Raw genomic sequence first — 23,657 nt, 5'->3', positions numbered from 1 at the left:
AGCCCGCAGGAGACGTGCATGGCAACTCAACCCAAGGCCGACAACCAGCGCGTGGGCAAGCCTGGGCTGACCTTCTGGTATCAGCTGGTTGTTCTGCTGTTTCTGACCATCGCGTCATTGGTGCTGGCGTCCTCGGTTCTGATACCGCTTGCCTTCGCCATACTGTTGTTTGTGCTGCTTACTGCAACATCTGACCGGATCCACCGGATCGTCATTCTGGGCCATTCCGTACCGAAATGGATGGCGCATCTTGGGGCATTGTGCCTGATCCTGTTTGGATTGCTGATCATCCTGTCGATCCTGTCCAGCCAGGCCGGTCTGGTGTCCGAGGCTTTCCCTAAATACGAAGAGCGCCTGTCCGGTATTCTGGCAAAACTTGTCGCCCTCGTCGGCAACGAGAACTATGCCGCGGCCCAGAAGGCGCTGAGCCAGATCAATCTGTCGGGTTTTGCCGGCAGCATCATCGGATCCGCGGGCGCCTTTCTCAGCGCTTTTTTCCTGGTGCTGCTCTACGTGCCGTTCATGCTGGTTGAACGCGTGCCGATGCAAACCAAGATTGACCTCGCGATCCCGGATCCAATGCTTGCCAACAAAGTTCGCAACGTGCTGCACAGCACGTCCGCCAGCATCCAGCGCTATGTCGGGATCAAGACTTTCGTCAGCGCGCTAACCGGGTTCGGCAGCTTTCTTGTCATGTGGGCGGTCAGGTTGGATTTCGCCGAGACCTGGGCGGTTCTGGCCTTTCTGTTGAATTTCATCCCCACGGTCGGCTCGATCATCGGTGTCGCCCTGCCCTCTCTGGTCGCTCTTGTCCAGTTCGAGGAACTGAGCCCGTTCCTGATGGTGCTGTTGGGGTGCGGGGCCGTGCAATTCTCGGTCGGAAACATTCTTGAGCCGACCTTGCTGGGCAAAAGCCTGAACTTGTCCCCTCTCATGGTCATACTGGCCCTGACATTCTGGACCGCGATCTGGGGCATTCCCGGTGCGCTGATGAGCGTGCCGATCACTGTCTGCATCATGATCATTCTGACCCACATTCCGGCCACGCGCCCCATCGCCATACTGATGTCGGGCGATGGCCGTGTGGGCCCCAAAGACTGATCTCGATGCCGCCAAACCGGATTATCGGCCCATCGCCCGCGCGACTGGCCGCTTCACGAAAGGACAACGCCAATGGTTACCAAAGCGGAACTTGAACAGCAGGTTGCTGAGTTGAAGCGACAGCTTGAAGAGCAGGCCGAGGACAAAAAGTCGGGCGCGCGCAAGGCGGGCGAAAAGGTGAAAGAGGCCGTCCAGGACATTCCCGACAAGTTGTCGGCCGAGTTCGAAGACTGGTCCGGTGAGATCGAAACCGCGCTGGCCGAGCTGGATGCCATGCCACACAAGAAAGCCATCCTGTTCGCCCTGGGCGTTTTCGCTCTGGGCTACGTGATCGGTCGGTCCAGGTAGGAGACAGTCAGATGAGCCGCATTTCCCGAAACATTTCCATCATCCTGCGTACCGAACGGCTGATCGCTCAGCGGAACATGACCGTCTTGGCCAAACGCGCGGGCTTTTTCGCCGCAGCCGGATTGGCGGGCGGGTTGGCCATCATCATGCTGAATGTCGCGGGCTATCTTGCTCTGGCGTCAGTGATGTCCAAGCCGTTGGCTGCACTGGTCATCGCCCTGATCAACCTGATCGTGGCGCTGATACTCGCGGCTATCGCCAACTCGGTCAGCGCCGAGGCCGACACTGCGCCAGTAGCAGAACTGCGCGACATGGCGATCGGCGATATCGAGGCCGAGGTTCAGGACATGATGGCCGAGGCTCGCGAGACGGTCCGCGACCTTAGAACCGTCTCACGCGACCCTCTGGGAACGCTTGCCCCCGGGTTGGTGACCATGATCGCAAGCGCCGTTCTGAAACACCTGAAGAACCGCAAAGAGTAAGCGGCGACTGTCGCCTAGACGGTCGCCCCTTTCTGGCGGATCAGACAACCAATGCTGCTGGCGCAAACACCGACCAGAACGCCGATGATCAGCTCCATGGGCTCGACCTTGGCAAAGGTCCAATGCGCGAAAGCCAGGGTTTCCAGTATGCCGATCACCGCGCCCATCGTCGCGGCCAACCACAGTTGGCGGGTCATCATGCCCACCGCAAGGCCCAGAATGCCGGGCAGGCTCAGGATGTTGCCGCCGATTGTTCCAAGAATCTCAAGCATGTCGTGCCACTCCTAGTCGGATGCGCTGTTCAGGAATGATCGGATCTCGGCCGCGCCGGTACTCTGCGCAATTTCAGTGCCGGTCACCGGATCCAGCGAGGCGACCACTTTCTGATACTCCTCCAGATAGCCCGGCGGCAGGCTGTGCGCGATGCCCTGGTGGCAGTCGATGCAGGTCATGTTCTCGTCGATCGCACGCTGATGTTCGTTGGCGGCGCGCGTTTCCTGAATGGTGAAGTCCATGTATTCGAAATTGTGGCAGTTGCGGCATTCGCGGCTGTCCGACGCCTTCATCTTTTTCCACACGGCCGAGGCCATCTTCAGGCGGTGATCCTCGTATTTCTCGGGCGTGCTGATGGTGCCGACCAGCTCGTGATAGACGTCTTTCACCGCCATGATCTTGGCTTCGATCTTGAAGCTCCATTCCTTGGGCACGTGGCAATCGGAACAGATGGCCCGTACGCCGGAATGGTTGTTGTAGTGGATCGTTTCCCGGTATTCGCCAAGGTTGGTTTCCATCGTGTGGCACGAGACGCAGAATTCTTCGGTATTCGTCATCTCAAGGGTCCAGTGGAACCCACCCCAGAACAGGATGCCGGCCAGAAAGCCCGCCAGAACCAGAAAGCCTGCGCTGAACGCGGCGGCCGGAGTCCAGATCCACGCCCAGATGCGGCCGATCAAGCCGCGCTTTTCAGGAGAGTCTGCCATATTTGGTGCTCCTTTCAGTCCAAAGCTGGATCAGTTTCCGGCCGAGGGCTGGAACAGGTTGTCGACCAGGGCCGGCGCATCCGCCTGCGGCACATGGCACTGGTTGCAGAAATACCGGGTGCCCGCGATCTGATCGAGCTCGTTGCCTTCGCGATCCAGATAGTGGGTCATCGACAGGGTCGGCGCGTTGCGCTCACCGGCCTTGGTCCAGTCGTGGCAGGACAGGCACTGATTGGTGCGGATGTCGATCTGGTACTGGTCGATCTTGTGCGGAATCAGCGGCGGCTGCTGGCGATAGTTGCGCTGCATGCGCCCTTCGATGTTGCGGTGCACATCATCTAGGATGGCCGGATCATCGATATCCACGCCTCGCAACGTGGTCACGGACGCGGATTGCGCAAAGGCAAGCCCGGTCACAAGAAGAACAGGGATCAGGGCTATTGCGCCTGTCGCTATTGATTTTTTCATCTTGGCACTCCCTTAAGCAGGTCTGGCGGCGCGCGGTTCTGGCGCGGCGGCTGGATCGGGTGGCGCGACGACGGCGTCATCGAACCGGTGGGTAAGTTTGAATACGTCGACCGAGCACACGTCGATGCAGCGGCCGCATGTGGTGCAATCGGGCGACAGGATCAGCGGGCTGGATCCCGGCTTGCCCTTCAGTGCGGGCGAGATCACCTGGTTCTCCGGACAGACCGCATAGCAATCCATGCAGTCGTCACAGGCGGCGCGATTGGTCGCGCTGACCCGCAGCAGGCTCTTGGCGCCGATCAGGCCGTAGAAGGCACCGACCGGGCAGATATGGCCGCACCATCCGTGCCGGGCCACGAACAGGTCAAAGACAAAGATCGCCACGACCATCGCCCAGACAAAACCCATGCCAAAGACCAGCCCGCGGTGCAGCATGGTGATGGGGTTCACCAGTTCCCATGCAATCACGCCGGTCAGGGCGGACACGATCAGAACGGTCGCCAATATCCACAATCGGGTGCTGCGTTTGGGCTGCCAGCCTTTGGACAGGTCCAGCCGACGGTGCAGCCAATGCGCGGCATCCGTGACCGGGTTGATCGGGCACACCCACGAGCAATAGACCCGCCCTCCGATCAGCGCATAGGCCACCAGAACGATCAGCCCGCCGATCAGCGCGGTCATTTCCGGCCAGTGGCCGGCCACCAGCCCCTGCAGCAGGATGAACGGATCGGTCAGCGGCAGCACGTCCAGCGTCAACGATCCGGCCAGCGTGCCCTTGACGATCCAGATGCCGAACCACGGTCCCAACAGGAACAGCGCCAGAAAGAACACCTGACTGAACCGCCGCAGCAGCAGGAACCGATGGGCGCCGACCCATCCCTTGACCTCGCGGGCCTCGTGCCCGACGGGCATATGTGTCCGCGCCGTCATTGGCCTGCCCCCGGAAGGTTGTAGCCCGGTTCGTACCCGCCCGGCGCGGCAAGGTTGTCCGCGCCCTGTCCGGGCAGGCGATCGGGCAGGTCGATGATGCCTTCGACCAGCGGCCCGCCCTTTTCGGCCTTTTCTTCCCATCCCTTGCGATAGTGCTCGGCCGAACTGCCACGCGCCAGCCGTGCGGGCAAAACCTTGATCGCCGCCTCGGGCAGAACGCAGCTTTTCTCGCAGACACCGCAGCCAGTGCAGTGGTCGGCATGAACCGTCGGCGCAAAGATCGCGTGGTGGCCGGAACGGTCGTTGTGCGACAACTCCAGCGTGATCGCCTCGTCGATGACGGGGCAGACGCGATAGCAAACGTCGCAGCGCAGCCCCAGGAAGTTCAGGCAGTTCTCCTGATCCACCAGAACCGCAACACCCATCTTGGCGTCGTCAATGTCCTGCAACCCCTTGTCCAGCGCTCCGGTCGGGCAGGCCGCAACACAGGGGATGTCTTCGCACATCTCGCAGGGCACGTCGCGGGCGATGAAATACGGCGTACCGGTCGCCACCGCATCAACCCCCAGCTCGGCCAGCTTCAGCGTGTCATAGGGGCAATCGCGGACGCAAAGCCCGCAGCGGATGCAGGCCCCCAGAAAGCCATCTTCGGGCAACGCCCCCGGTGGGCGCAAGGCCTCGGCCGGCAGGGCGCGGGCGTCGCGGGCCAGATAGGCCAGCACCGACCCGGCGACCAGACAGCCACCCGCCGCGCGCGCCGAGTCCTGCAGGAACCGGCGCCGTTGCGGCGAAAGAGGTTTGCCGACCAGAGACATTACACGCGACCTTTGCGACCCCTGCCCTTACGCCCGCTCGACCTTGCAGGCGCATTTCTTGAAGTCCGTCTCTTTCGACAGCGGACAGGTCGCATCCAGCGTCAGCTTGTTGGTCAGTTGGCCCTCGTCGAACCACGGCATGAACACGAGGCCACGCGGCACCTTGTTGCGACCACGGGTCTCGACACGGCTGATCACCTCGCCGCGGCGGGTGGACAGCACGATCTCCTGCCCGCGGCGCACGCCGCGTTCCTTGGCGTCCTCGGGGTGCATGAACACCACGGCGGCGGGGAAGGCGCGGTGCAGCTCGGGCACGCGGCGGGTCATCGACCCGGAATGCCAGTGCTCCAGCACCCGGCCGGTGCACAGCCAAAGATCGAACTCTTCGTCCGGCTCCTCTGCTGCCGGTTCGTAGGGCGCGAAGATGATCTTGGCCTTGCCGTCCTTATGGCCATAGAATTTGACCTCTGAGCCTTCGGGCACATACGGGTCATAGCCTTCGCGGAAGCGATAGAGCGTTTCTTTCCCGTCTACGACAGGCCAGCGCAGCCCGCGCGCCTGATGGTAGGTTTCGAAGGGTGCAAGGTCATGCGCCTTGCCGCGGCCAAAGCTGGCATATTCCTCGAACAGGCCCTTTTGAACGTAGAAACCGAAATGCTCGGATTCGTCGTTGTGGAACCCTTCGGCGGTTTCCGACAGCGGATACTGGTCGATCTTGCCGTTGGCATACAGTACGTCGAACAGGGTCTTGCCACGATGCTCGGGCATCTTGGCCAGCAACTCTTCGTCCCAGACTTCCTCGACGGTGAAGCGTTTCGAGAACTCCATCAGCTGCCACAGGTCCGACTTGGCCTCGCCCGGGGCCTTGACCTGCTGACGCCAGAACTGGGTGCGGCGTTCGGCGTTTCCATAGGCCCCTTCTTTCTCGACCCACATGGCGGTCGGCAGGATCAGGTCGGCCGCAACGGCAGTCACCGTTGGGTACGGATCTGATACGACGATGAAGTTTTCGGGGTTGCGATAGCCGGGATAGCCTTCTTCGTTGATATTGGGGGCGGCCTGCATGTTGTTGTTGCACTGCACCCAATAGACGTTCAGATCACCATCTTTCAGCTTGCGGTTCTGCAGAACCGCGTGGAAGCCCGGTTTGGGCGGAATGGTGCCTTCGGGAATGTTCCACTTGGTCTCGGTGATCTTGCGGTGTTCATCATTGGTCACCACCATGTCGGCGGGCAGGCGGTGGGCAAAAGTGCCAACCTCGCGCGCGGTGCCACAGGCCGAAGGCTGACCGGTCAGCGAGAACGGTGAGTTGCCGGGCTCGGAGATTTTGCCCACCAGCAAGTGCACGTTGTACATCAACGAGTTCACCCAGGACCCGCGGGTGTGCTGGTTGAAGCCCATGGTCCACAGGCTCATGACCTTGCGGTTCGGGTCGGCATATTCCTTGGCCAGCTGCTCAAGCTGGTTCGCCGGTACGCCCGACAGTTCAGAGACGTATTCCAGCGTGTAGTCGGCGACCGAGGCGGCGTATTCCTCGAACGAGATCGGCTCCAGCTTGCCCGAGTCCGGGTTCGCCGCGGCCTGTTGCAGCGGGTTGGTCTCGCGCAGGCCGTAACCGATGTCGGTAGCGGTCTTGGTGATGTTGACGTGGTTCTTGACGAACTCCTCGTTCACCGCGCCGGTCTGGATGATGTGGTTCGCGATGTAGTTCAGGATGGCCAGATCGGTCTGCGGCTTGAAGATGATGCCGTTGTCGGCCAGTTCGAACGAGCGGTGCTCGAAGGTCGACAGCACATGCACCTGCGCGCCCGGTTTGGTCAGGCGCGTATCGGTCAAGCGCGACCACAGGATCGGGTGCATCTCGGCCATGTTCGAGCCCCACAGCACGAAGGTGTCGGCATGCTCGAGGTCGTCATAGCAGCCCATCGGCTCATCAATGCCGAAGGTCCGCATGAAGCCCACCACGGCCGAGGCCATGCAGTGCCGCGCGTTCGGGTCGATGTTGTTCGTGCGGAACCCGGCCTTCATCAACTTGGCCGCGGCATAGCCCTCCCACACGGTCCACTGTCCCGAGCCGAACATGCCCACGCTGGTCGGGCCTTTCTTGGCCAGCGCCTCTTTCCACTTCTCGGCCATCACGTCGAAGGCTTCGTCCCAGCTGACGGGCTCGAAGTCACCGTTTTTGTCATAGACGCCGTTCGATTTGCGCAACAGCGGGGTGGTCAGACGGTCCTTGCCGTACATGATCTTAGACAAGAAGTAGCCCTTGATGCAGTTCAGCCCCCGGTTCACCGGAGCGTCCGGGTCGCCTTGCGTGGCAACCACGCGGTCGTTCTTGGTGCCCACCAGAACCGAGCAGCCCGTGCCGCAGAACCGGCAAGGTGCCTTGTCCCATCGGATGTCGGCATTGGCGACTTGGGCGGCAGCTTGGCCCGTCGCCAGCGGGATACCGGCCGCGGACGCGGTCGCGGCGGCGGCGGTTGCTTTCAGAAACGTACGGCGAGATTCGGAAATGGTCATGACAAGGGCCTCCGGCTGGAATCTTGGCTGGGAGTTTCAGGACGCGGACGGGTCTCCGCGAGATCTTCGAAATGGTGATAGGTCAGGGTCAGCGAGACGACCCCGGGGATCTGGTGCAGGTCCATGATGATCTCGGACGCCAACCGTGTCGGCGTGTCCTCGACAACGACAACGAACCGGCTGTCGTCGGATTCGGCATGGACCTCGACCCCGTCAAACGCAGTCATCGCCGACCGTGCTGCCGAGGTCTGGTCCGGCGCGACATGCACGAGGCATCCACAGATATTCATTCACGCACCTCCACTGTGGCGGGCTGGTATCTCTCAAGGGAAACGGCACCGGTCGGGCATGCGGCCGAACAGGCTCCGCAACCGACACATGATGCCAGGTCCAGGTTCACTTCGGCACGGCCTCCGGTTTTCAGGCGGAATCGGATGGCCCCTTGATCGCAGCTGTCCTGGCACACCCGGCAACTGACACCATTTGCCGAAAGGCAGGTGTCGGACACTTTCGCGCGCCACGGCCACTCGGCGAACCGGTCCAGGCTCAATGCGTCGGTATTGCACGCATCGGCGCAGTCTCCGCAAAAGGTGCAGCCACCCTGCTGCGGCTGAAACACCGGCAAGCCCGCGTCGTCCAAAGCCAGAACATCCTCGGGGCAAACCGAGACACAGTCGCCGCATCGAGTGCAGAGATCGTGGAAGTTTTCGCGCGCCGCTCCTGGCGGCCGCTTCACGCTGTCGTCTTCGCGAGGCAGGCGTCCCGTCAGGAACGCGCGCCTGCTGGCTACCGCAGACATGTGCCGCCCACCTGTTCTAGAAACATTTGTGGTACTCCGTTCATGCTGCGTGGATAGCGGATACGAGTCAACTCTGACTTGATCTTGATCAGATTTGCTCATGGATTAAGCAAACGAATCCTTCCTTAAACACAACCCTGGAAAGGCGCGGCACAAAGCTGATCCGAAATTCCGGAAACGGCGGATTGCGCAGTCATAATCGAATATTACTATAAAAAATGCAGACTCGACCCGGTGGTCTGTACTAGGCTGCCTGCGGGTGGATACTTCTGAGGGCACCAATGTCTGGCGACCTAAGGGAATGGCTGAGCGCCCTTGGGTTGTCCGATTACACCCAAGCGTTCGCGGAAAACAAAATCGACTTTGCAATTCTTCCTGAACTTACGGGCGAGGATTTGCGCGAGATCGGGGTGACCGCCGTCGGCGACCGTCGCAGGTTGCTGCGCGCGATATCCGAGCTGGACGTCCCCGAAAGCGTCGGCGCGTTTGAACCCGAGGTCGAACTGGAGCCGGCAAAACGTCAGGTCACGGTTCTGTTCGCGGACCTGACCGGCTTTACCAAATTGTCCAGCGAACACGACGCCGAAGACATGCACGCGCTGCTGAATGCGTTCTTTGGCAAGGTCGACCGCGCCGTCGAGAAATTTGGAGGCCGGATCGACAAGCATATCGGAGACGCTGTCATGGCGGTGTTCGGGGCGCCGATCTCGCACACCAACGACACCGAACGGGCGGCCCGGGCTGCGTTGGAGATTCACGCCGCGCTGCCCACACTTGACCCGCCCCTGTCCTGCCATATCGGCATCGCCTCGGGGCAGGTCATCGCCAGCACCACCGGAAGCGAAGCCCATACCGAATACACCGTAACCGGGGACGGCGTGAATCTTGCGTCCCGCCTGACCGACATTTCTGCGCCGGGTCAAACGTTGGTGTCGGATGACATCCAGCGCGCGCTTGGCCCTCTGTTCGTGGGCGAGGCGATCGGCACCAAGGCAATCAAAGGCCTGAACAAGGATGTCGAAATCTGGCGTCTGGACCGTCTGGCCCGGAACATCCGCACGCGGCGCCACAAATTCATCGGGCGGGAACGCGAGATGTCGTTGTTCTCGGCGACATTCGACCGGTGCCAGCGCCATGGAAAGGGTGAGGTTCACATCATTCTTGGCGAACCCGGTATCGGCAAGACCCACTTTTCGGAACAGGTGGCCGAGCTGGCCGCAAACCGCTCCTATTCGATCCACGGGGGCGTGGTGATGGATTTCGGCACACGCGAGGGACATTCGGCCATCCAGTCCATCGCCCGCAGCCTTCTGGGGCTCGACCCGATCGACGACTCCGATGCCAGCACCGCGGCCGCTCATGACGCGATCAACCGGGGGTGGATCAACCCTGCCAGTTCAGCCCATCTGAACGCTTTGCTCGAACTTGAACAGGATCCCGGATTGGCCGAAGTCTATGCCGCGATGGACAACGCCGCACGCATGCGGGGTCGGCGACAGGTCATCGACGAACTGCTGCAGGCCCGCAGCCGCGAGGCCCCCCTTCTGCTCCAGGTCGAGGACATACATTGGGCGCCACCGGACATTCTGACCATGTGTTCTTACATGGCTGCCGCGACGCGGGACCTGCCTTGCGTTCTGATGATGACCAGCCGGGTCGAAGGCGACCCGATCGATCGGGAATGGCAGATGGGAACGGACGGTGCGCTGGTGTCCAAGCTTGAGCTTTCGCCGATGGGCGACGAACAGGCGCGGAAACTGGTCGAAGAATTCACCGCCATCGACCCCGAGCTGTTGGAAACCTGCGTGCAACGCGCCGGAGGCAATCCGCTGTTTCTCGAGCAACTGCTGCGCAATATCGACGGCCTGACCCGCGACACCGTCCCCGGCAGCATCCAAGGCATCGTGCAATCCCGTCTGGACGGGTTGGATCGTCGAAGCAGAACGGCGATTCAGGCAGCATCGGTTCTGGGGCAGCGGTTCTCGCCCGAAGTTCTGAACTATCTGCTGGGTGAAGGCCATCTGGACACGTCCGACCTGATCCGCTCGGCCCTGATCCGCGAGGCCGGGGCAGATCTGATGTTTGCGCATGCTCTGATCCGCGACGGATCCTATGCGACACTGGTCAAGTCCGAGCGCGCCCGACTGCACCGGCAGGCAGCAAGCTGGTACGAGGGCAAGGACGCCACCTTGCGCGCCCAACACCTGGACCGTGCCGACGCCTCAAACGCAGCCGAAGCCTATCTGGAGGCCGCCGAAAACCTGATCCAGGCCTTCCAGTTTGACGAGGCCAGCCCGCTGATCGAACGCGCGCTCGAGCTTTCGGCGCCGCCGGGTATCCGGTTTGACCTGATGTGTGCCCGCGCGGAAACCCATCGACTTCAGGGCCTGTCGGACGAGGCCCTGAGCGAGTTCAACGAAGCCGCTGCCTTGGCCGAGACTGACGCGCAGATTTGCCGCGTTCATATCGGTCTTGCACAAGCCGCACGCCAGGCCAGCCTGTACCAGGATGCGCTGCACAGCCTCAACATCGCCGAGGCCGCCGCTGAACGTATCGGATCGGAACGGGATCTGGCCCAGATCAGCTATGTTCGCGGAAACATCTATTTCCCATTGGGACGGGTCGCGGATGCTCTGCAAAGCAACGAAAAAGCACTGACGCTGGCGCGCAAACTGGAATCCGTCCGGCTGGAGGTCGGCGCCCTCAGCGGCTTTGGCGATGCGAATTTCATGAATGCCGCCATGCGCACCGCCGCAGGGTTCTACACTCAGGCCGTCGAAAGAGCGCGGGACAAAGGACTGGTCCGGGACCTGGCCGCCAACCTTCACAATCTCAGTGTCGCCCGCAGTTACTCAGGTGACGTGGAGCAAGGTCGGGCCGACGCGCAGGAAGCCATCGAAATCTCGCAGAAATACTTTGCCTTCGTGCCGGAATGTGTCGCGCAGACCTGCCTGGGCGTCGCGTGCACCTTTCAGGATGACATGGACGGTGCGCTGCAGGCCTTCATCCAATCCGCCGATATCGCCCAGCGCGTCGGTGCCAAGCGACTCGAGGCTCAGGCTCTGGAACACTTAGCGCGGGCGCAGGTTTATGCCGGGCAAAGGCACGAGGCTGAACAGGTGGGGCGGCGCGCCGTGGAAATCGCGTTGGAACATGGCCGCAACTTTGTCGGCCCCAAGGCGCTGTCGGCATTGGCCTTAGCTCTGGACGATCCGGATACCCAGGATGAACTGTTGGATCAGGGCGTCCGGATACTGGGCGAAGGCTGCGTTGGGCATAGCCACCTGCATTTTTACGCAGATGCCTGCGCCGTGATGCTGGCCCGCCAGAATTGGGACCGCGCGATCCGCTTTGCCGACGCCTTGTCCGAGTTCACCGCCTCAGAACCACTGCCGATGGCCGATCTGTCCATCCGTCACACCCGTCTTCTTGCTGCGACCGGGCAACAGGGCCTCGCCCTGTCTGACCACGCCGAGTTTCCAGAACTTCGATCACAGTTCGACGATCTGGGCGTGGTGCGGTCGCTGATGGGGCATCTGGATTTCCCGGTGGCCGGGATGGCCGGTCAACCGACGGCATGAACCGCACGACGATGGAACAACAGAAAGAAACAGAGCGCGGAATGACGGTCGAGAAAAAGGTCTGGGGCCTGTCAGGCCTCGTGTCGCTGATCCTGACGGCCGTATTGTTCTACCTTTGGGCCTCGCTGAACCATTTCGAGCAGGACCCGACCCAATTGCCGGATCAGGCCTCGGTCGATACCTATCTGGAGTCGCTGGAGAACCCGCCGGATTATCGGGTCAGGACGGGAATATTCCTCAAATCCTTCAGTTTCGTCGACGCGAGCGATGTCCACGTCACGGGCTATGTCTGGCAGCACTATCAAACCGGCATCCATGACGCGATAAAACCCGAACCCGGTCAGGCCGGGTTCCTTCTGCCCGAGTCCGTGGATGTCGGGAGCGGCCTTATCGAAGAAGCCTACCGGATGCCAGAACCCGGTGGCGAAGTGATCGGCTGGTACTTTGAGCAGACCCTGCGCCAGTCCTTCGACTACACCAGCTATCCTTTCGACCACAAAACCGTCTGGGTGCGGTTCTGGCCAGGCCGGTTTGACGTGAACGTCGCCTTGGTTCCCGACTTCGACGCTTATCCCGCGACTGGGCCAAAGGACATTTTCGGGATCGACAACCGCATCGTCATGGGCACCTGGGAACGCGAAAACACCTATTTTGACTACAAGCTGTCCGATTTGGACACGACGCTGGGCATCAACCAGAACGAGTTTCAGACCAGACTGCCCGAACTGCACTACAACTTTGTCATCAAACGCAACTTTGCGAACGCCTTCGTGGTGCATATGATCCCATTGATCGTAGTCACGATGCTTCTGTTCGGCGCCGTAATGACGGTGACGCGGAAGCCGAACCTGGTCGAACGGCACGATTTCAGCACCTCAAGCGTGATCGGAACCTGCTCGGTCCTGTTCTTCGTGATCCTGCTGGCCCATGTGCAATTGCGCGAGGGTTTTGCCGGGTCACCGGTAATCTACATGGAGTCCTTCTTTTTCCTGATGTACTTCATGCTGCTTGTTGTCTCGGTGAACACCTATCTGTTCGTCTCCGAGTCCGCACCGTCGCTGCGCTTGATCCACTATCGTGACAACCTGATTCCAAAGGCCGCGTTCTGGCCATTTGTCCTGAGCTGCATGATCGCGATCACCGCCTACAACCTCAGCCTCAAGTCACCTCCGCCAACGGATGCTCCCGAGGCCATCACGCATCAGGACGGCTAGCGGCCGCCTCATACCCGGGCTTGAGCGTCCCTGTGGCCATGTCGATCGAGTATTCGTCGACCAACTCGGACGCACCGCTTTCCAGTTCGGCAAGGTATTTTTCCGGATTGGCGATGACGTAGACATAGGCCGGTTTTTTTACGCCATCCATCAGGACATTGATCCGCTTGCGGACATAGACATTGTCAGCCGCGCCCGGTCCGTGAAAACCCTCGAGCTTGTCGAGTTCCTTCAACCCGCCCGAGGTGACCCGGTAGACCTCGCCCTTGATTGGACGGCCAGTGCCCTTGCGATCCACCAGTGTGGCCATGCGGTGCAGATAGGCACAGTTCGGGTTGTCGCAAAACGGCTCTTTCGGAACGATCAGGGGCATGGGCTGCCGAGTGACCGCCTGTCCAACGAAATCATCCAGGACGTCCGCATGAGTGTCGTGGTTGGGAAATCCTTTTTTGAGCGATCCGTAGGTAAAATACAGATAGGTCTTTTCGCGTTCATCGATCAGGTCGTCTTCGTCTTCCACCTCTTCCGGTTCTGACAGGGCGTGCGTGTTGGCCCATTCGTCCAGCATCGCGCGGATCTCGTCCGACACCCTGATGCCCCTGGACCGCACCGGATCCTGCAGAAAGTGGATCAGAGGGCTTGCATCGATGCTCTCCGCCGCCAGCAGGGTTTCGACCATCTCGGCCGAGTTGTTCATCGCGGCGACATGCAGGCTGGTAAATCCGTGATCATTGACCGCGTTCACGTTGATACCTCTTGCGATGAGGGCTTTGGCAGCCTCGATGTCCGGTTTTCCCAGGTCTTGCCCGTTCTCGGTCAACTCCCCCTCGCCGCCTGCCGCATAGTGCAGCAGCGTGTCGCCATTATGGTCATCGACAATGTCGATACCGGCGACCCCATCATCTATGGCCTGAAACACCGGCTCCCATTGGGCGAAGTCATCCGAGGCCGCAGCATCCTGCGCCCATTTGCAGATGTTGTGTTCGTGGTTTTCCAGCTCTTCGAAGGCTTCTTCCAACACCTCCATGATCTGGTCGGGCGTGGCCATCATGCCGATGCCCATCATCCCGTTCGACAAGCGCCCCTTGCGGGGACCCACAAGATCAATCCCCAGATCGCGCAGCTTTTCGACATTGTTCTGGGTGGTGACGTTGTTCCACATGTTGGTGTTGCAAGCCGGGCAAAGGATCGCCGGCTTATTGCGGTACTGCCAGGCCACAAAAACCGAGGTCAGCAGGTTGTCGGCAATGCCGTTGGCGATCTTGCCCATCGTGTTGCAGGTGACCGGCGCGACAATGACGCAATCGGCCCAGTCGCACAGCGCAAGATGCGAGGCGCGCAAGGGCATTCCGAACTCGGTATAGCGAAAGTTCCACTCGTCATCGTCGCGGTAGTAGTCATTGTGGGTGATGTAGTCGTCGACTGTCTTGCTTTTCTTCCCGGTCTTTTTTGCCTTGCGGGCCTCGCTGGCCTTGTCGGTCCCGATATCGCGAAAGAACTTTTCGGCCGAAACCGAAGGTATCAGTTTCACATTGTGACCTGCCTCGGTGATCCGGGCGACCAACTGAGGCACCTTGTCCGCAGCCGACGAGCCGCAGGCGCATAGCAGAACGTTCCGGCGCCCGTTTGGCGGGGCTGTCAAACCGCCCTTGGGATACCCGAAGATGTTCTTGTCGAGGCTCGGCGACTCGTGGCGCAGCAAGACAGGCAGACCGGCTTTCTTCATGTCTTCCTGCAGGCCGCCTTCCAGGATCATGTCAACGATATCGCTGCGCTTGCCCAGGCATTTCCCATGGAAGAAGAGATAAGGCACCTTTTCCTTGCCGCTTTCCGCCACCAGTTGCCTGCGCATTTTCATGGCGTTGGCCCCGTGTCCGGCGACATCGACCAATTTCAGACCGGTCGCGCCGATATTGGCCAGAATGTTCTTCAGCATGTTCGACCATGGGTCCTCATCCTCGTAGAACAGAACCAGCGGGTTTTCCCGGACGATCCGAGCCACGTCGCTGGGGTCTTCCGGGGGCTGGGTCTCCTCGATCACCAGCATGGCCGGGCTTTTCAGGTCGCGCAGCCCGCGAAAGATATGCCCGCGCGGCGCCTGCCAAACCTGCGAAGTCGCCGGGCTCATATCTACGACCGTTACAAGATCGGCCTTTTCATCATAGGCCACGCACAAGCACCAGAACTCTTCCAGCAGCGCCGTCTCGCGGAACACGTTTTCGGGCGGCCGGATCACCTCGAACCCCAACACGCGGTTGAAGTCGATGTTGATCATCAGGTGGCGCCCCTCATGTTCGTTCAGGCTGCGCAGCTGATCCCGGAACCAGTCTTGCGGCGACCTTTTGTCCTTCCCGGATCGTTCGGCATAACTGCGGAACGTGCTGCCGATATGCACCTCGGACGTTCCAGCCAGATACCGCTGGGCCATCTCGCTCATCTTCTTGGCGGTCGATACCCGGCTCAGCGCCTCGGTGTACGAGGTCTGGGTCGCAATAAGCAGCTTGTCTTCGGTGACCTGGACATCGCCCAAGATCTGCAGGCTTTCGGCCAGAACGCCCAGGCTGTTCATGTTCGGGCTGGCCCGCCGGAACAGGTTGCGGCGCTTCTTGGGATCGCGGGCCAGATACCTGGTGCTGTCCACATAGTTGCAGTCCTGCCGGAAGGTCTGCAGCGTGGTCTGTACCGCTTCGCGTGCAGAGAACCGCAGCAGGCCGCGCGCCCGCATCGAAGTGCCGTCGCGGTCGGACATGGCAGCGTACAGGCGGTCGATCGTGGTGACCCACAGCTTGCCGTATTTTTCGGGATGCACGTCCATCATGTGCACCAACCCGGTGCTGGGGTTGCACTTGGCGATCACCGCGAAATGGCCGCCGGGCATGGTGGGCTTGCCATGCGCGACCCCAACCTGAAAATTCGCCACCAGAATGTCGTTGTCTCCGCCCAGTCGATTGGATTCGTCAATCGCCTCAAGCAGCAGCGGCACCGAGGTCGTGGCCTCGTCCATGAAATAGGCCTGGACCTGCACCAGGTCGCGCAGACCCTGCGAATGGATATAGGTGCACGCCACGTCGAACAGTTCACCCAGCGAGATGCCGTCATTGACGACAAAGCTGGTGGGCAGTTCGCAGACGCGGAAGATGTCGTTCACCTCGCAGCTGAAGCCCAGCGCCGACATGCTCAGCGCGGCCGCGGTCACGCTGCAGCAGTTGATGGGTTGCTGGAAATTCTGAAGATGCACACTGACCAAATCGCCGAACAGCGTGGCGTAGCATTCGCGTCGAATTTCCGCGGGGATATCCAGCCACTCGTTACTGGCCAGAAAGGCCAGCCGAGTGCCGGGCAAGGCCACGGCCTGCAGGCTGACCGGTATGTCGCGGATCTCCAGATGCTCCTCGTAGAAATAGTCCCCGGTATCGGCGGTCGCCAGATCAACGTCGTTCTGGCGCAGCTTCACGATGCCGTCCAAAACCACATACATCCCGCGCGGCGGCAGAACCGTGTCCTCAAGAACTTCGAACAGATCGAAATGCTGCCTGAGCCGCTCGGCGCTCTGCCGCACCTTTTCGCCGGGCAGGACTGCGAATATCTTCTCCCAATCGGCAGATGTGGCTTCAATCGGTTTTGAATTGGAAATCGTTTGTGTGGTCACGGCCAGTTCCTCCCCCAAAAAGTCAGTGGCGCAATGGTTTCGTATTTCGTGGTCACTTTCCTGAAATCAGTATTTGTATTTTGCAGTCTCCCCCGCCGGACAAACGGCAGGCCGCCCGACGCGTGGCGCCATTCAATGCTGGCTCCACCCCTCAATTTGCGCAGGCAATACGAGCGATACCTGCATTCTTAGTACAGATTTTCAGAAAAATCACTGGGATTGTGGGGTTTACCCAGCTTCGCGACCTGATGCACCGCTGGGGCAGAGCGGCCTTGATTGATCGGGTGATAGACGCCAACGTGCAAGCAACCCGCCAGACCCGCGGCCGGTTCAAAGCAACGGAGCCCCCAATGTCAAAACATGGATATGAATCCGGCCGCCTGAATCTGCCGTTCGTCGGCATCGCCACATTCGGCAAGAAGCCATATGTGCAGGATTGGGACCGGGTCGATGCCGATGTCGCCATCCTGGGCGCCCCGTTCGATTTCGGCTGCCAATACCGGTCCGGAGCCCGGTTCGGCCCGCGTGCGGTGCGCGAGGCATCGACTCTGTTCAGCTTTGGTCATGCAGGTGCTTATGATCACGAGGACGATGCCACCTATTTGGGCGAAGAGGTGCGCATCGTCGATCTGGGGGATGCAGACATCATCCACACCAAAACCGAAGCCAGCCACGCGAATATCGAATACGGGGTGCGCAAGATCCTTCAGGCCGGCGCTCTGCCCGTAACGATCGGTGGTGACCATTCCGTCAACATTCCCTGCATCAACGCCTTTGATCAGGACTGCGCCCGAAACGGTCCCATTCACGTGGTCCAGATCGACGCACATCTGGATTTCGTGGACGAGCGCCATGGCGTTACGGCGGGCCATGGAAACCCGATGCGGCGGGCGATCGAGAAGGACTATGTCTCGGGTATGACCCAGCTGGGCATCCGCAACGTCTCATCGACCGCGAAAGAAGGTTACGAGGATGCACGCGCGCGCGGCTCCGACATCTTGTCGGTGCGGCAGGTCCGCAAGCTGGGGACCGAAGGGGTGTTGGACCGCATCCCCTCGGGCGTCCGATACTACGTGACCATCGACATTGACGCGTTTTGCCCATCCATTGCACCGGGCACCGGAACGCCAAGCCACGGCGGTTTTTTGTACTACGACGTTCTGGAAATCCTGCAGGGCCTTGCCCGGAAAGGGCAGGTCGCCGGCATCGACCTTGTCGAAGTTGCCCCGGCCTATGACCCGACCGAAAGCACGCAGATCCTTGCCGCGCAGCTGTTGCTGAACTTCATCGGCTTCATCTTTCACCACAAAGAATGAAAGAAACTCCGGTCACATCAACTCGGAGAGATCAGCCAACGGGGTCTCTCGAGTAACCGTGACGGTGTGACTACCACCCGGGGACTGAACCCGCACGTCCATATGTTCAGCCTGCGAAAACCGGTCGAAGTAGTCAAATCTCATTTCACCAAGCGCCTGAAGGTTGCTGCACCTGATCGTGTATTCGGCCTGAAATTCGGGCCGGTGATCGTCAGGCCCCAAGGCCGAACCGGCTTCGCCGCCGACCAGCGCCACGTTCGCCGTGGCCGTGGCACAACCCGCCTCGGCGGTGACCGCGAAGAGGGTCATGGGCTGTGACAGGTCCGAAATGGCGACCGCGACCTTCGCCTTTTCCTCTGCGCTCGAAGCGGGAAGTTCAAAGCCAACGATTTCTGACGCAGGAACAGACAGGGACAGCGTGTACCCCGAATCCAAAAACGCGATCTCCAGCGCTGCGGGTTTTGGCGCCCTTTCCTGCTGCGCGTCCAACGCAAGGGGAAACACGCAAAGGGCAAACGCCAGGGATCTCATCACGCAACCACCACCAACTCAAGAATCACACCATCATTGTATCTGCGCGCAATCGGCAGGCAACGGCGCGCAACCCCGTCTGACCCCGCTGGAAATGGCTAGGCAGATCCAGAGAACCCATCCAGCCAAACCGTATTTTGCCAAAACAACGGCGTGTTTCACAATTAATTTCCGACTTAAAGACTCGGGTTGACATAACTTACAATTTCACTCAGTTAATATTCATCTCTGCACCCGCACCGGGTGCTCTTGCCCATTCATTTCGACAGGAAGGCCTGAACTTCATGACCCGCGTATTTTCGACGACCAGCCTGGCAGCCTTGCTGATGGCAACAGCGGCAGCCGCCGGCGACGCCCCCGCCAAGGTCGACATTCTGGAAACCTATGCTGACATTGCCGAAGCAAAATACGACGACAGTTTGCGTGCTGCCCGCAAGTTGCAGGCCGCCGTTGCCGCGCTGGTTGACCAGCCTTCTGCTGAAAACCTGACCGCAGCACGCCAGGCCTGGGTTGCGGCACGTGTTCCGTATCAACAGACCGAGGTCTATCGCTTCGGCAATCCCATCGTCGACGAATGGGAAGGCAAGGTGAACGCGTGGCCTCTGGACGAGGGACTGATCGACTATGTGGATGCGGCCTATGGCGGCGCGACGGACGAAAACGAGCTTGCGGTTCTGAACGTGATTGCCTCGCCCAGCTTTGAGCTGTCTGGCCAGCCGGTCGACGCGACCGAGATCACGCCCGAACTGCTGTCTGAGACCCTGCACGAGGCCGACGGGATCGAGGCCAATGTGGCAACGGGTTATCACGCCATCGAGTTCCTACTGTGGGGCCAGGATCTGAACGGTCACGGCGAGGGCGCCGGCAACCGTCCGTGGACGGACTACGCGCAGGACGAGTCCTGCACCGGCGGCAACTGCGATCGCCGAGCCCAGTATCTGGTGGCGGCGACCGACCTGCTGGTTTCGGATCTGGAGTGGATGGCCGCGCAATGGCAGGACGACGGTGCCGCGCGGGCGGCCCTGACCGACGACGCTGACTCGGGCATCAGTGCAATTCTGACGGGCATGGGATCCCTGTCCTATGGCGAACAGGCTGGTGAGCGCATGCGCCTTGGACTGATGCTGAACGACCCGGAAGAAGAGCATGACTGTTTCTCGGACAACACGCACAACAGCCACTACTATGACGGGTTGGGGATTCAGAACGTCTATCTGGGTCGGTATGTCCGGATTGACGGCACTCCGGTTTCGGGTCCGTCCCTGTCGGATTTGGTTGCGGCCTCGGAGCCGGCTCTGGACACCGAGATGAAGACAAAGCTGGCCAACACAATGTACGCGCTGGGCCAGATCAAAACCGCAGCCGAGGGTGGATTTGCCTACGATCAGATGCTCGAGCGCGGGAATGTCGGTGGCGAAACGCTGATCATGGGCGGCGTCGAAGGCCTGATCGATCAGACCAAGACGATCGAACGTATCGTGTCCGTGCTGGGCTTGGGAAATGTCGCATTCGAAGGGTCCGACAGCCTCGACAACCCCGACGCCGTTTTCCACTGATGAACCAAAGCAGCCGGGCGCAGCGACCGCTTGCGCCCGACCCTGCGACAAGCTGTGTCTGGACCCGAAGCAAATACCCTACTATTTGACTAGGAATTACGAAAGGCCGAGTCGCCATGATCGTCTGCCACTGCACCAACATCACGGATCGCGAGATCCGCGCGGCAATCGACTGGATGCGCGCGGCAGATCCTCAAACCATCATCACGCCGGGCAAGATTTACCATGCTTTGGGAAAATCGGCGGATTGTGGCGGGTGTATGCCGCTGTTTCTGGACACGATGCGCGCAACCGATAACCTCGAAGTACCCATGCAATTCCGCGCCCTGCGCGTGGATGATACACAGGAGAGTGCAGATGAAGGGCGACCCCAAAGTCATCGAATACTTAAACAAGTCCCTGCGGCATGAATTGACCGCAGTCAGCCAGTACTGGCTGCATTACCGCCTGCAGGAGGACTGGGGCCTGGGCCACATGGCCAAAAAAAGCCGCGAGGAAAGCATCGAAGAGATGCAGCACGCGGACAAGCTGATCGAGCGGATCATCTTCCTCGGCGGCCACCCCAACCTGCAAAAGCTCGACCCGCTGCGCATCGGCCAGACGCCCAAGGAAACGCTGGAATGCGACCTTGCGGCCGAGATCGACGCCCGGGCCCTGTACAAGGAAGCGCGCGAATACTGCCAACAGGCCGGCGACTTCGTGTCGATGGCGCTGTTCGAACAACTGATGGCCGATGAAGAAGGCCATATCGATTTCCTCGAAACCCAGCTCGATCTGTACGAAAGACTCGGCGAAGCAAATTATGCGCAACTCAATGCATCGAAAATGGACGAGGCCGAATAAGACGGGCCTCTTCGTGGTGGCCGTTTTTGCGGCCACCCCCTCCCTGTCTCAGGATCTGCGGGACAGTCATTTGAACCCCCTCCCCCGAACCGACGCTGAACGGGCACGGATCGCCACAGTCACCGCAGCGCCGTCGGATTTCACGCAGCCCCAGCGCTATGAGGACCTGCCGGCAGGCGCCGCGACGGTGCGCGCCCGGACCGATGCGGATGCGTTCTCGCAACCCTCGGCCAACCTGAGCTTTGAGCAGGAGCTGGATTTCAAGGTCGGCAACGGGCTGTTCAAGAAGGTCTGGGTGTCGTCTCCGTCCTCGACTCTGGCCTCGGATGGGCTAGGGCCGCTGTTCAACGCCCGGTCGTGCCAACGCTGTCACATCAAGGACGGGCGTGGCCACACCCCGGCCGGACCCGAAGACAACGCCATTTCGATGTTCCTGCGCGTTTCCATCCCCGGAATGCCCGCGGACGCGCCGGAAGAGATCGCGGGGTATCTCGCCACCCTGCCCGAACCCACCTATGGCGGCCAGATGCAGGATTTCGCCCTGCCCGGCCACCAGGCCGAATACCGGCTGGACATCACCTACGAAGAAATCCCGGTGGAACTGTCCGACGGCGAAGCCGTGTCGCTGCGCAAGCCCACCTACAGAGCGGCCGATCTGGGCTATGGGCCGTTGCACCCGGACGCGATGCTCAGCCCACGCGTGGCGCCGCAGATGATCGGTCTGGGCCTGCTCGAGGCGATCCCGGCCGAGGACATCCTGGCCAAGGCCGACCCCGACGACGCCGATGGGGACGGGATCTCGGGGCGGCCCAACATCGTGTGGTCGACGGAATTCGGCGAACCCATGCTGGGCCGGTTCGGGCTGAAGGCGGGCATGCCGACGATCATGGAGCAGTCGGCTGCGGCCTTCGCCGGCGATATCGGCATTTCCAGCCCGCTCTACCCCGCGCCATTTGGCGATTGCACCCCGGCGCAGGCCGATTGCCAGACCGCACCGCATGGTGACGGCGACGAACGCGGCTTTGAGATCGACCAGCAAGGCATGGATCTGGTGGCCTTCTACAGCCGCAACCTGGGCGTTCCCGCCCGGCGCGATGTGGATGACCCGCAGGTTCTGCGCGGGAAAGAGGTGTTCCACACCATTGGCTGCGCGTCCTGTCACACGCCCGCTTTCGTCACCCACCGCCTGCCCGACCGGCCCGAGCACAGTTTCCAGCTGATCTGGCCCTACACGGACCTGCTGCTGCACGACATGGGCGAGGGACTGGCCGACAACCGCCCCGAGGCCCGCGCCACAGGCCGCGAATGGCGCACCGCGCCACTATGGGGCATCGGCCTGACCAAACGGGTCTCGGAGCACACTCAGTTCCTGCATGACGGCCGCGCGCGCTCGCTTCTCGAAGCGGTCCTGTGGCACGGCGGCGAGGCCCGGGCCGCGCGCGATGCAGTCGTTTCCATGCCAAAACCGGATCGGGACGCCCTGATCGAATTTCTTGAAAGCCTCTGACCGATGCGCCTGATTGCCGTGATCCTTTCCGCATTGATGCCGCTCTGCGCGGTGGCACAAAGCCGCGATGCGATCCTGACCGACGTGACCCAAGCCCATATCCTGCCGCGTTTCGACCACCTTGTCGAAGCGACGGCCACGCTGGATGCTGCCGCACGCGCCGACTGCGCGCCGGGGTCCGCCGATCTGCGCGCGACCTATCACGCCGCCTTCGACGCCTGGATATCCGACAGCCACCTGCGGTTCGGCCCGACCGAGGTCGGAGACCGTGCCTTTGCTCTGGCCTTCTGGCCCGACAGCAAAGGGTTCACGCCAAAGGCGCTGTCGGCGATGATCGCGGCCGAAGACCCGGCCATTGCCGACCCCGATGCCTTTGCCGAAACCTCGATCGCGGGGCGCGGCTTCCTCGCGCTCGAGAGGATGCTGTACGACCCGGCCTTTGCCGATCAGGGCGATGCGGCCTATCGCTGCGGGTTGATCCGCGCCATCGCCGCCGACATCCATCGCACCGCCCGGGCCATCGACCGGGACTGGTACGGCCATGCCCGCATCATGACCCAACCCGGGCCGGACAGCCCCTATCGGTCCTCCGACGAAGCCCTGCAGGAGCTCTACAAGGCCCTGACCACCGGGCTCGAGTTTACGGCCGATACGCGCCTGGGCCGCCCGATGGGCACTTTCGACCGCGCCCGCCCCAACCGGGCCGAGGCCCGCCGGTCGCTGCGGTCGCTGCGGCACGTGGAACTGTCGCTGGTGGCGCTGCGCGATCTGGCGGCGCGGCTGGCGGCCGACCACCCGCAGATTGCCGCCGCGCTGGACGATGCCTTTGCCCGCAGCATTGCCCGGGCGCAGGCGCTGGACGATCCCGCGCTGGCCGGCGTGGCCGAGCCCCAGGGGCGGCTGCGGGTCGAGGCGCTGCAACAGTCGATCAACGACATCCGCAGCCTGGCCGCCGCACAGCTGGGCCCGACCCTCGGCATCAGTGCCGGGTTCAATTCGCTGGACGGAGACTGACCG

Annotated in this window: 21 protein-coding genes; 11 read left to right on the top strand and 10 right to left on the bottom strand. The window is 61.2% G+C overall.

The annotated features are described in order from the left end of the window. Positions 1 to 18: 18 nt before the first annotated feature. From ACR0DA_RS00190 to ACR0DA_RS00180, 3 genes are all read left to right on the top strand, one after another. Positions 19 to 1,101, top strand: a complete 1,083-nt coding sequence (locus ACR0DA_RS00190) for an AI-2E family transporter (protein ID WP_480752517.1) — start codon at positions 19 to 21, stop codon at positions 1,099 to 1,101. 72 nt (positions 1,102 to 1,173) lie between these two features. After that, positions 1,174 to 1,449 (top strand): hypothetical protein, encoded by a 276-nt coding sequence (locus ACR0DA_RS00185; RefSeq protein WP_170339561.1) that lies wholly within the window; start codon positions 1,174 to 1,176, stop codon positions 1,447 to 1,449. An 11-nt stretch (positions 1,450 to 1,460) separates the two neighbouring features. After that, the gene (locus ACR0DA_RS00180) at positions 1,461 to 1,931 is read left to right on the top strand and encodes a phage holin family protein (RefSeq protein WP_170599010.1); all 471 of its coding nucleotides are present in this window, start codon (positions 1,461 to 1,463) and stop codon (positions 1,929 to 1,931) included. A 14-nt stretch (positions 1,932 to 1,945) separates the two neighbouring features. Here the strand turns inward: ACR0DA_RS00180 and ACR0DA_RS00175 are convergent, their stop codons facing one another. Genes ACR0DA_RS00175 through napF form a run of 8 tightly spaced genes read right to left on the bottom strand, consistent with a single transcriptional unit; the run spans position 1,946 to position 8,443 of the window. Beyond that, on the bottom strand, positions 1,946 to 2,203 hold the full coding sequence (locus ACR0DA_RS00175) for a hypothetical protein (protein ID WP_093964456.1): 258 nt from the start codon (positions 2,201 to 2,203) through the stop codon (positions 1,946 to 1,948). Between the two features lie 12 nt (positions 2,204 to 2,215). After that, entirely contained in the window at positions 2,216 to 2,911 is a 696-nt protein-coding gene (locus ACR0DA_RS00170; RefSeq protein ID WP_170356964.1) for a NapC/NirT family cytochrome c, read from the bottom strand. 30 nt (positions 2,912 to 2,941) lie between these two features. After that, positions 2,942 to 3,379: a nitrate reductase cytochrome c-type subunit gene (locus ACR0DA_RS00165; protein ID WP_170339556.1), complete on the bottom strand. Its 438-nt coding sequence runs from the start codon at positions 3,377 to 3,379 to the stop codon at positions 2,942 to 2,944. Between the two features lie 12 nt (positions 3,380 to 3,391). Next, the gene (gene napH, locus ACR0DA_RS00160) at positions 3,392 to 4,309 is read right to left on the bottom strand and encodes a quinol dehydrogenase ferredoxin subunit NapH (protein ID WP_170365084.1); all 918 of its coding nucleotides are present in this window, start codon (positions 4,307 to 4,309) and stop codon (positions 3,392 to 3,394) included. Next, positions 4,306 to 5,124: a ferredoxin-type protein NapG gene (gene napG, locus ACR0DA_RS00155; RefSeq protein ID WP_480752515.1), complete on the bottom strand. Its 819-nt coding sequence runs from the start codon at positions 5,122 to 5,124 to the stop codon at positions 4,306 to 4,308. Before napG ends, napH begins: the two co-directional genes overlap by 4 nt. 27 nt (positions 5,125 to 5,151) lie before the next feature. Further along, complete coding sequence (napA, locus tag ACR0DA_RS00150) at positions 5,152 to 7,644, bottom strand: nitrate reductase catalytic subunit NapA (RefSeq protein WP_170420114.1); 2,493 nt, start codon at positions 7,642 to 7,644, stop codon at positions 5,152 to 5,154. Next, the gene (locus ACR0DA_RS00145) at positions 7,641 to 7,934 is read right to left on the bottom strand and encodes a chaperone NapD (RefSeq protein ID WP_170365080.1); all 294 of its coding nucleotides are present in this window, start codon (positions 7,932 to 7,934) and stop codon (positions 7,641 to 7,643) included. The genes napA and ACR0DA_RS00145 overlap by 4 nt, the downstream gene beginning before the upstream one ends. Beyond that, complete coding sequence (gene napF / locus ACR0DA_RS00140) at positions 7,931 to 8,443, bottom strand: ferredoxin-type protein NapF (RefSeq protein WP_480752514.1); 513 nt, start codon at positions 8,441 to 8,443, stop codon at positions 7,931 to 7,933. Before napF ends, ACR0DA_RS00145 begins: the two co-directional genes overlap by 4 nt. A 281-nt stretch (positions 8,444 to 8,724) precedes the next feature. Between napF and ACR0DA_RS00135 the strand changes: the two genes are divergently transcribed. Both ACR0DA_RS00135 and ACR0DA_RS00130 read left to right on the top strand, forming a co-directional pair. Continuing rightward, positions 8,725 to 12,024: an adenylate/guanylate cyclase domain-containing protein gene (locus ACR0DA_RS00135; protein WP_480752512.1), complete on the top strand. Its 3,300-nt coding sequence runs from the start codon at positions 8,725 to 8,727 to the stop codon at positions 12,022 to 12,024. 41 nt (positions 12,025 to 12,065) lie between these two features. Continuing rightward, positions 12,066 to 13,238 carry a hypothetical protein gene (locus tag ACR0DA_RS00130; RefSeq protein WP_480752510.1) on the top strand — a complete coding sequence of 391 codons (1,173 nt, stop codon included), beginning with the start codon at positions 12,066 to 12,068 and terminating at the stop codon, positions 13,236 to 13,238. Here the strand turns inward: ACR0DA_RS00130 and ACR0DA_RS00125 are convergent. Next, the gene (locus ACR0DA_RS00125; protein WP_480752509.1) at positions 13,219 to 16,887 is read right to left on the bottom strand and encodes a flavoprotein; all 3,669 of its coding nucleotides are present in this window, start codon (positions 16,885 to 16,887) and stop codon (positions 13,219 to 13,221) included. The genes ACR0DA_RS00130 and ACR0DA_RS00125 overlap by 20 nt on opposite strands. 350 nt (positions 16,888 to 17,237) lie before the next feature. On the opposite strand from ACR0DA_RS00125, the gene speB reads away from it, so the two are divergent. Continuing rightward, on the top strand, positions 17,238 to 18,203 hold the full coding sequence (gene speB, locus ACR0DA_RS00120; RefSeq protein ID WP_480752508.1) for an agmatinase: 966 nt from the start codon (positions 17,238 to 17,240) through the stop codon (positions 18,201 to 18,203). Between the two features lie 12 nt (positions 18,204 to 18,215). Here the strand turns inward: speB and ACR0DA_RS00115 are convergent, their stop codons facing one another. Then, positions 18,216 to 18,734 carry a ZrgA family zinc uptake protein gene (locus ACR0DA_RS00115; RefSeq protein ID WP_480752507.1) on the bottom strand — a complete coding sequence of 173 codons (519 nt, stop codon included), beginning with the start codon at positions 18,732 to 18,734 and terminating at the stop codon, positions 18,216 to 18,218. A gap of 284 nt (positions 18,735 to 19,018) precedes the next feature. On the opposite strand from ACR0DA_RS00115, the gene ACR0DA_RS00110 reads away from it, so the two are divergent. The 5 genes from ACR0DA_RS00110 to ACR0DA_RS00090 all read left to right on the top strand — a co-directional run bounded on the left by ACR0DA_RS00110 (position 19,019) and on the right by ACR0DA_RS00090 (position 23,654). Beyond that, positions 19,019 to 20,290 (top strand): imelysin family protein, encoded by a 1,272-nt coding sequence (locus ACR0DA_RS00110; RefSeq protein ID WP_480752506.1) that lies wholly within the window; start codon positions 19,019 to 19,021, stop codon positions 20,288 to 20,290. Between the two features lie 116 nt (positions 20,291 to 20,406). Then, the gene (locus tag ACR0DA_RS00105) at positions 20,407 to 20,700 is read left to right on the top strand and encodes a (2Fe-2S)-binding protein (RefSeq protein WP_480752505.1); all 294 of its coding nucleotides are present in this window, start codon (positions 20,407 to 20,409) and stop codon (positions 20,698 to 20,700) included. After that, complete coding sequence (bfr, locus tag ACR0DA_RS00100) at positions 20,648 to 21,133, top strand: bacterioferritin (RefSeq protein WP_149776400.1); 486 nt, start codon at positions 20,648 to 20,650, stop codon at positions 21,131 to 21,133. Before ACR0DA_RS00105 ends, bfr begins: the two co-directional genes overlap by 53 nt. Next, the gene (locus ACR0DA_RS00095) at positions 21,105 to 22,640 is read left to right on the top strand and encodes a di-heme oxidoreductase family protein (RefSeq protein ID WP_480753890.1); all 1,536 of its coding nucleotides are present in this window, start codon (positions 21,105 to 21,107) and stop codon (positions 22,638 to 22,640) included. The genes bfr and ACR0DA_RS00095 overlap by 29 nt, the downstream gene beginning before the upstream one ends. A 3-nt stretch (positions 22,641 to 22,643) precedes the next feature. Next, entirely contained in the window at positions 22,644 to 23,654 is a 1,011-nt protein-coding gene (locus ACR0DA_RS00090) for an imelysin family protein (RefSeq protein ID WP_170599026.1), read from the top strand. Positions 23,655 to 23,657 lie beyond the last annotated feature (3 nt).

Source organism: Ruegeria sp. CI8 (assembly GCF_056536865.1).
The sequence above is the reverse complement of the archived record's forward strand: the minus strand, read 5'-3'. Positions and strand labels throughout refer to the sequence as shown.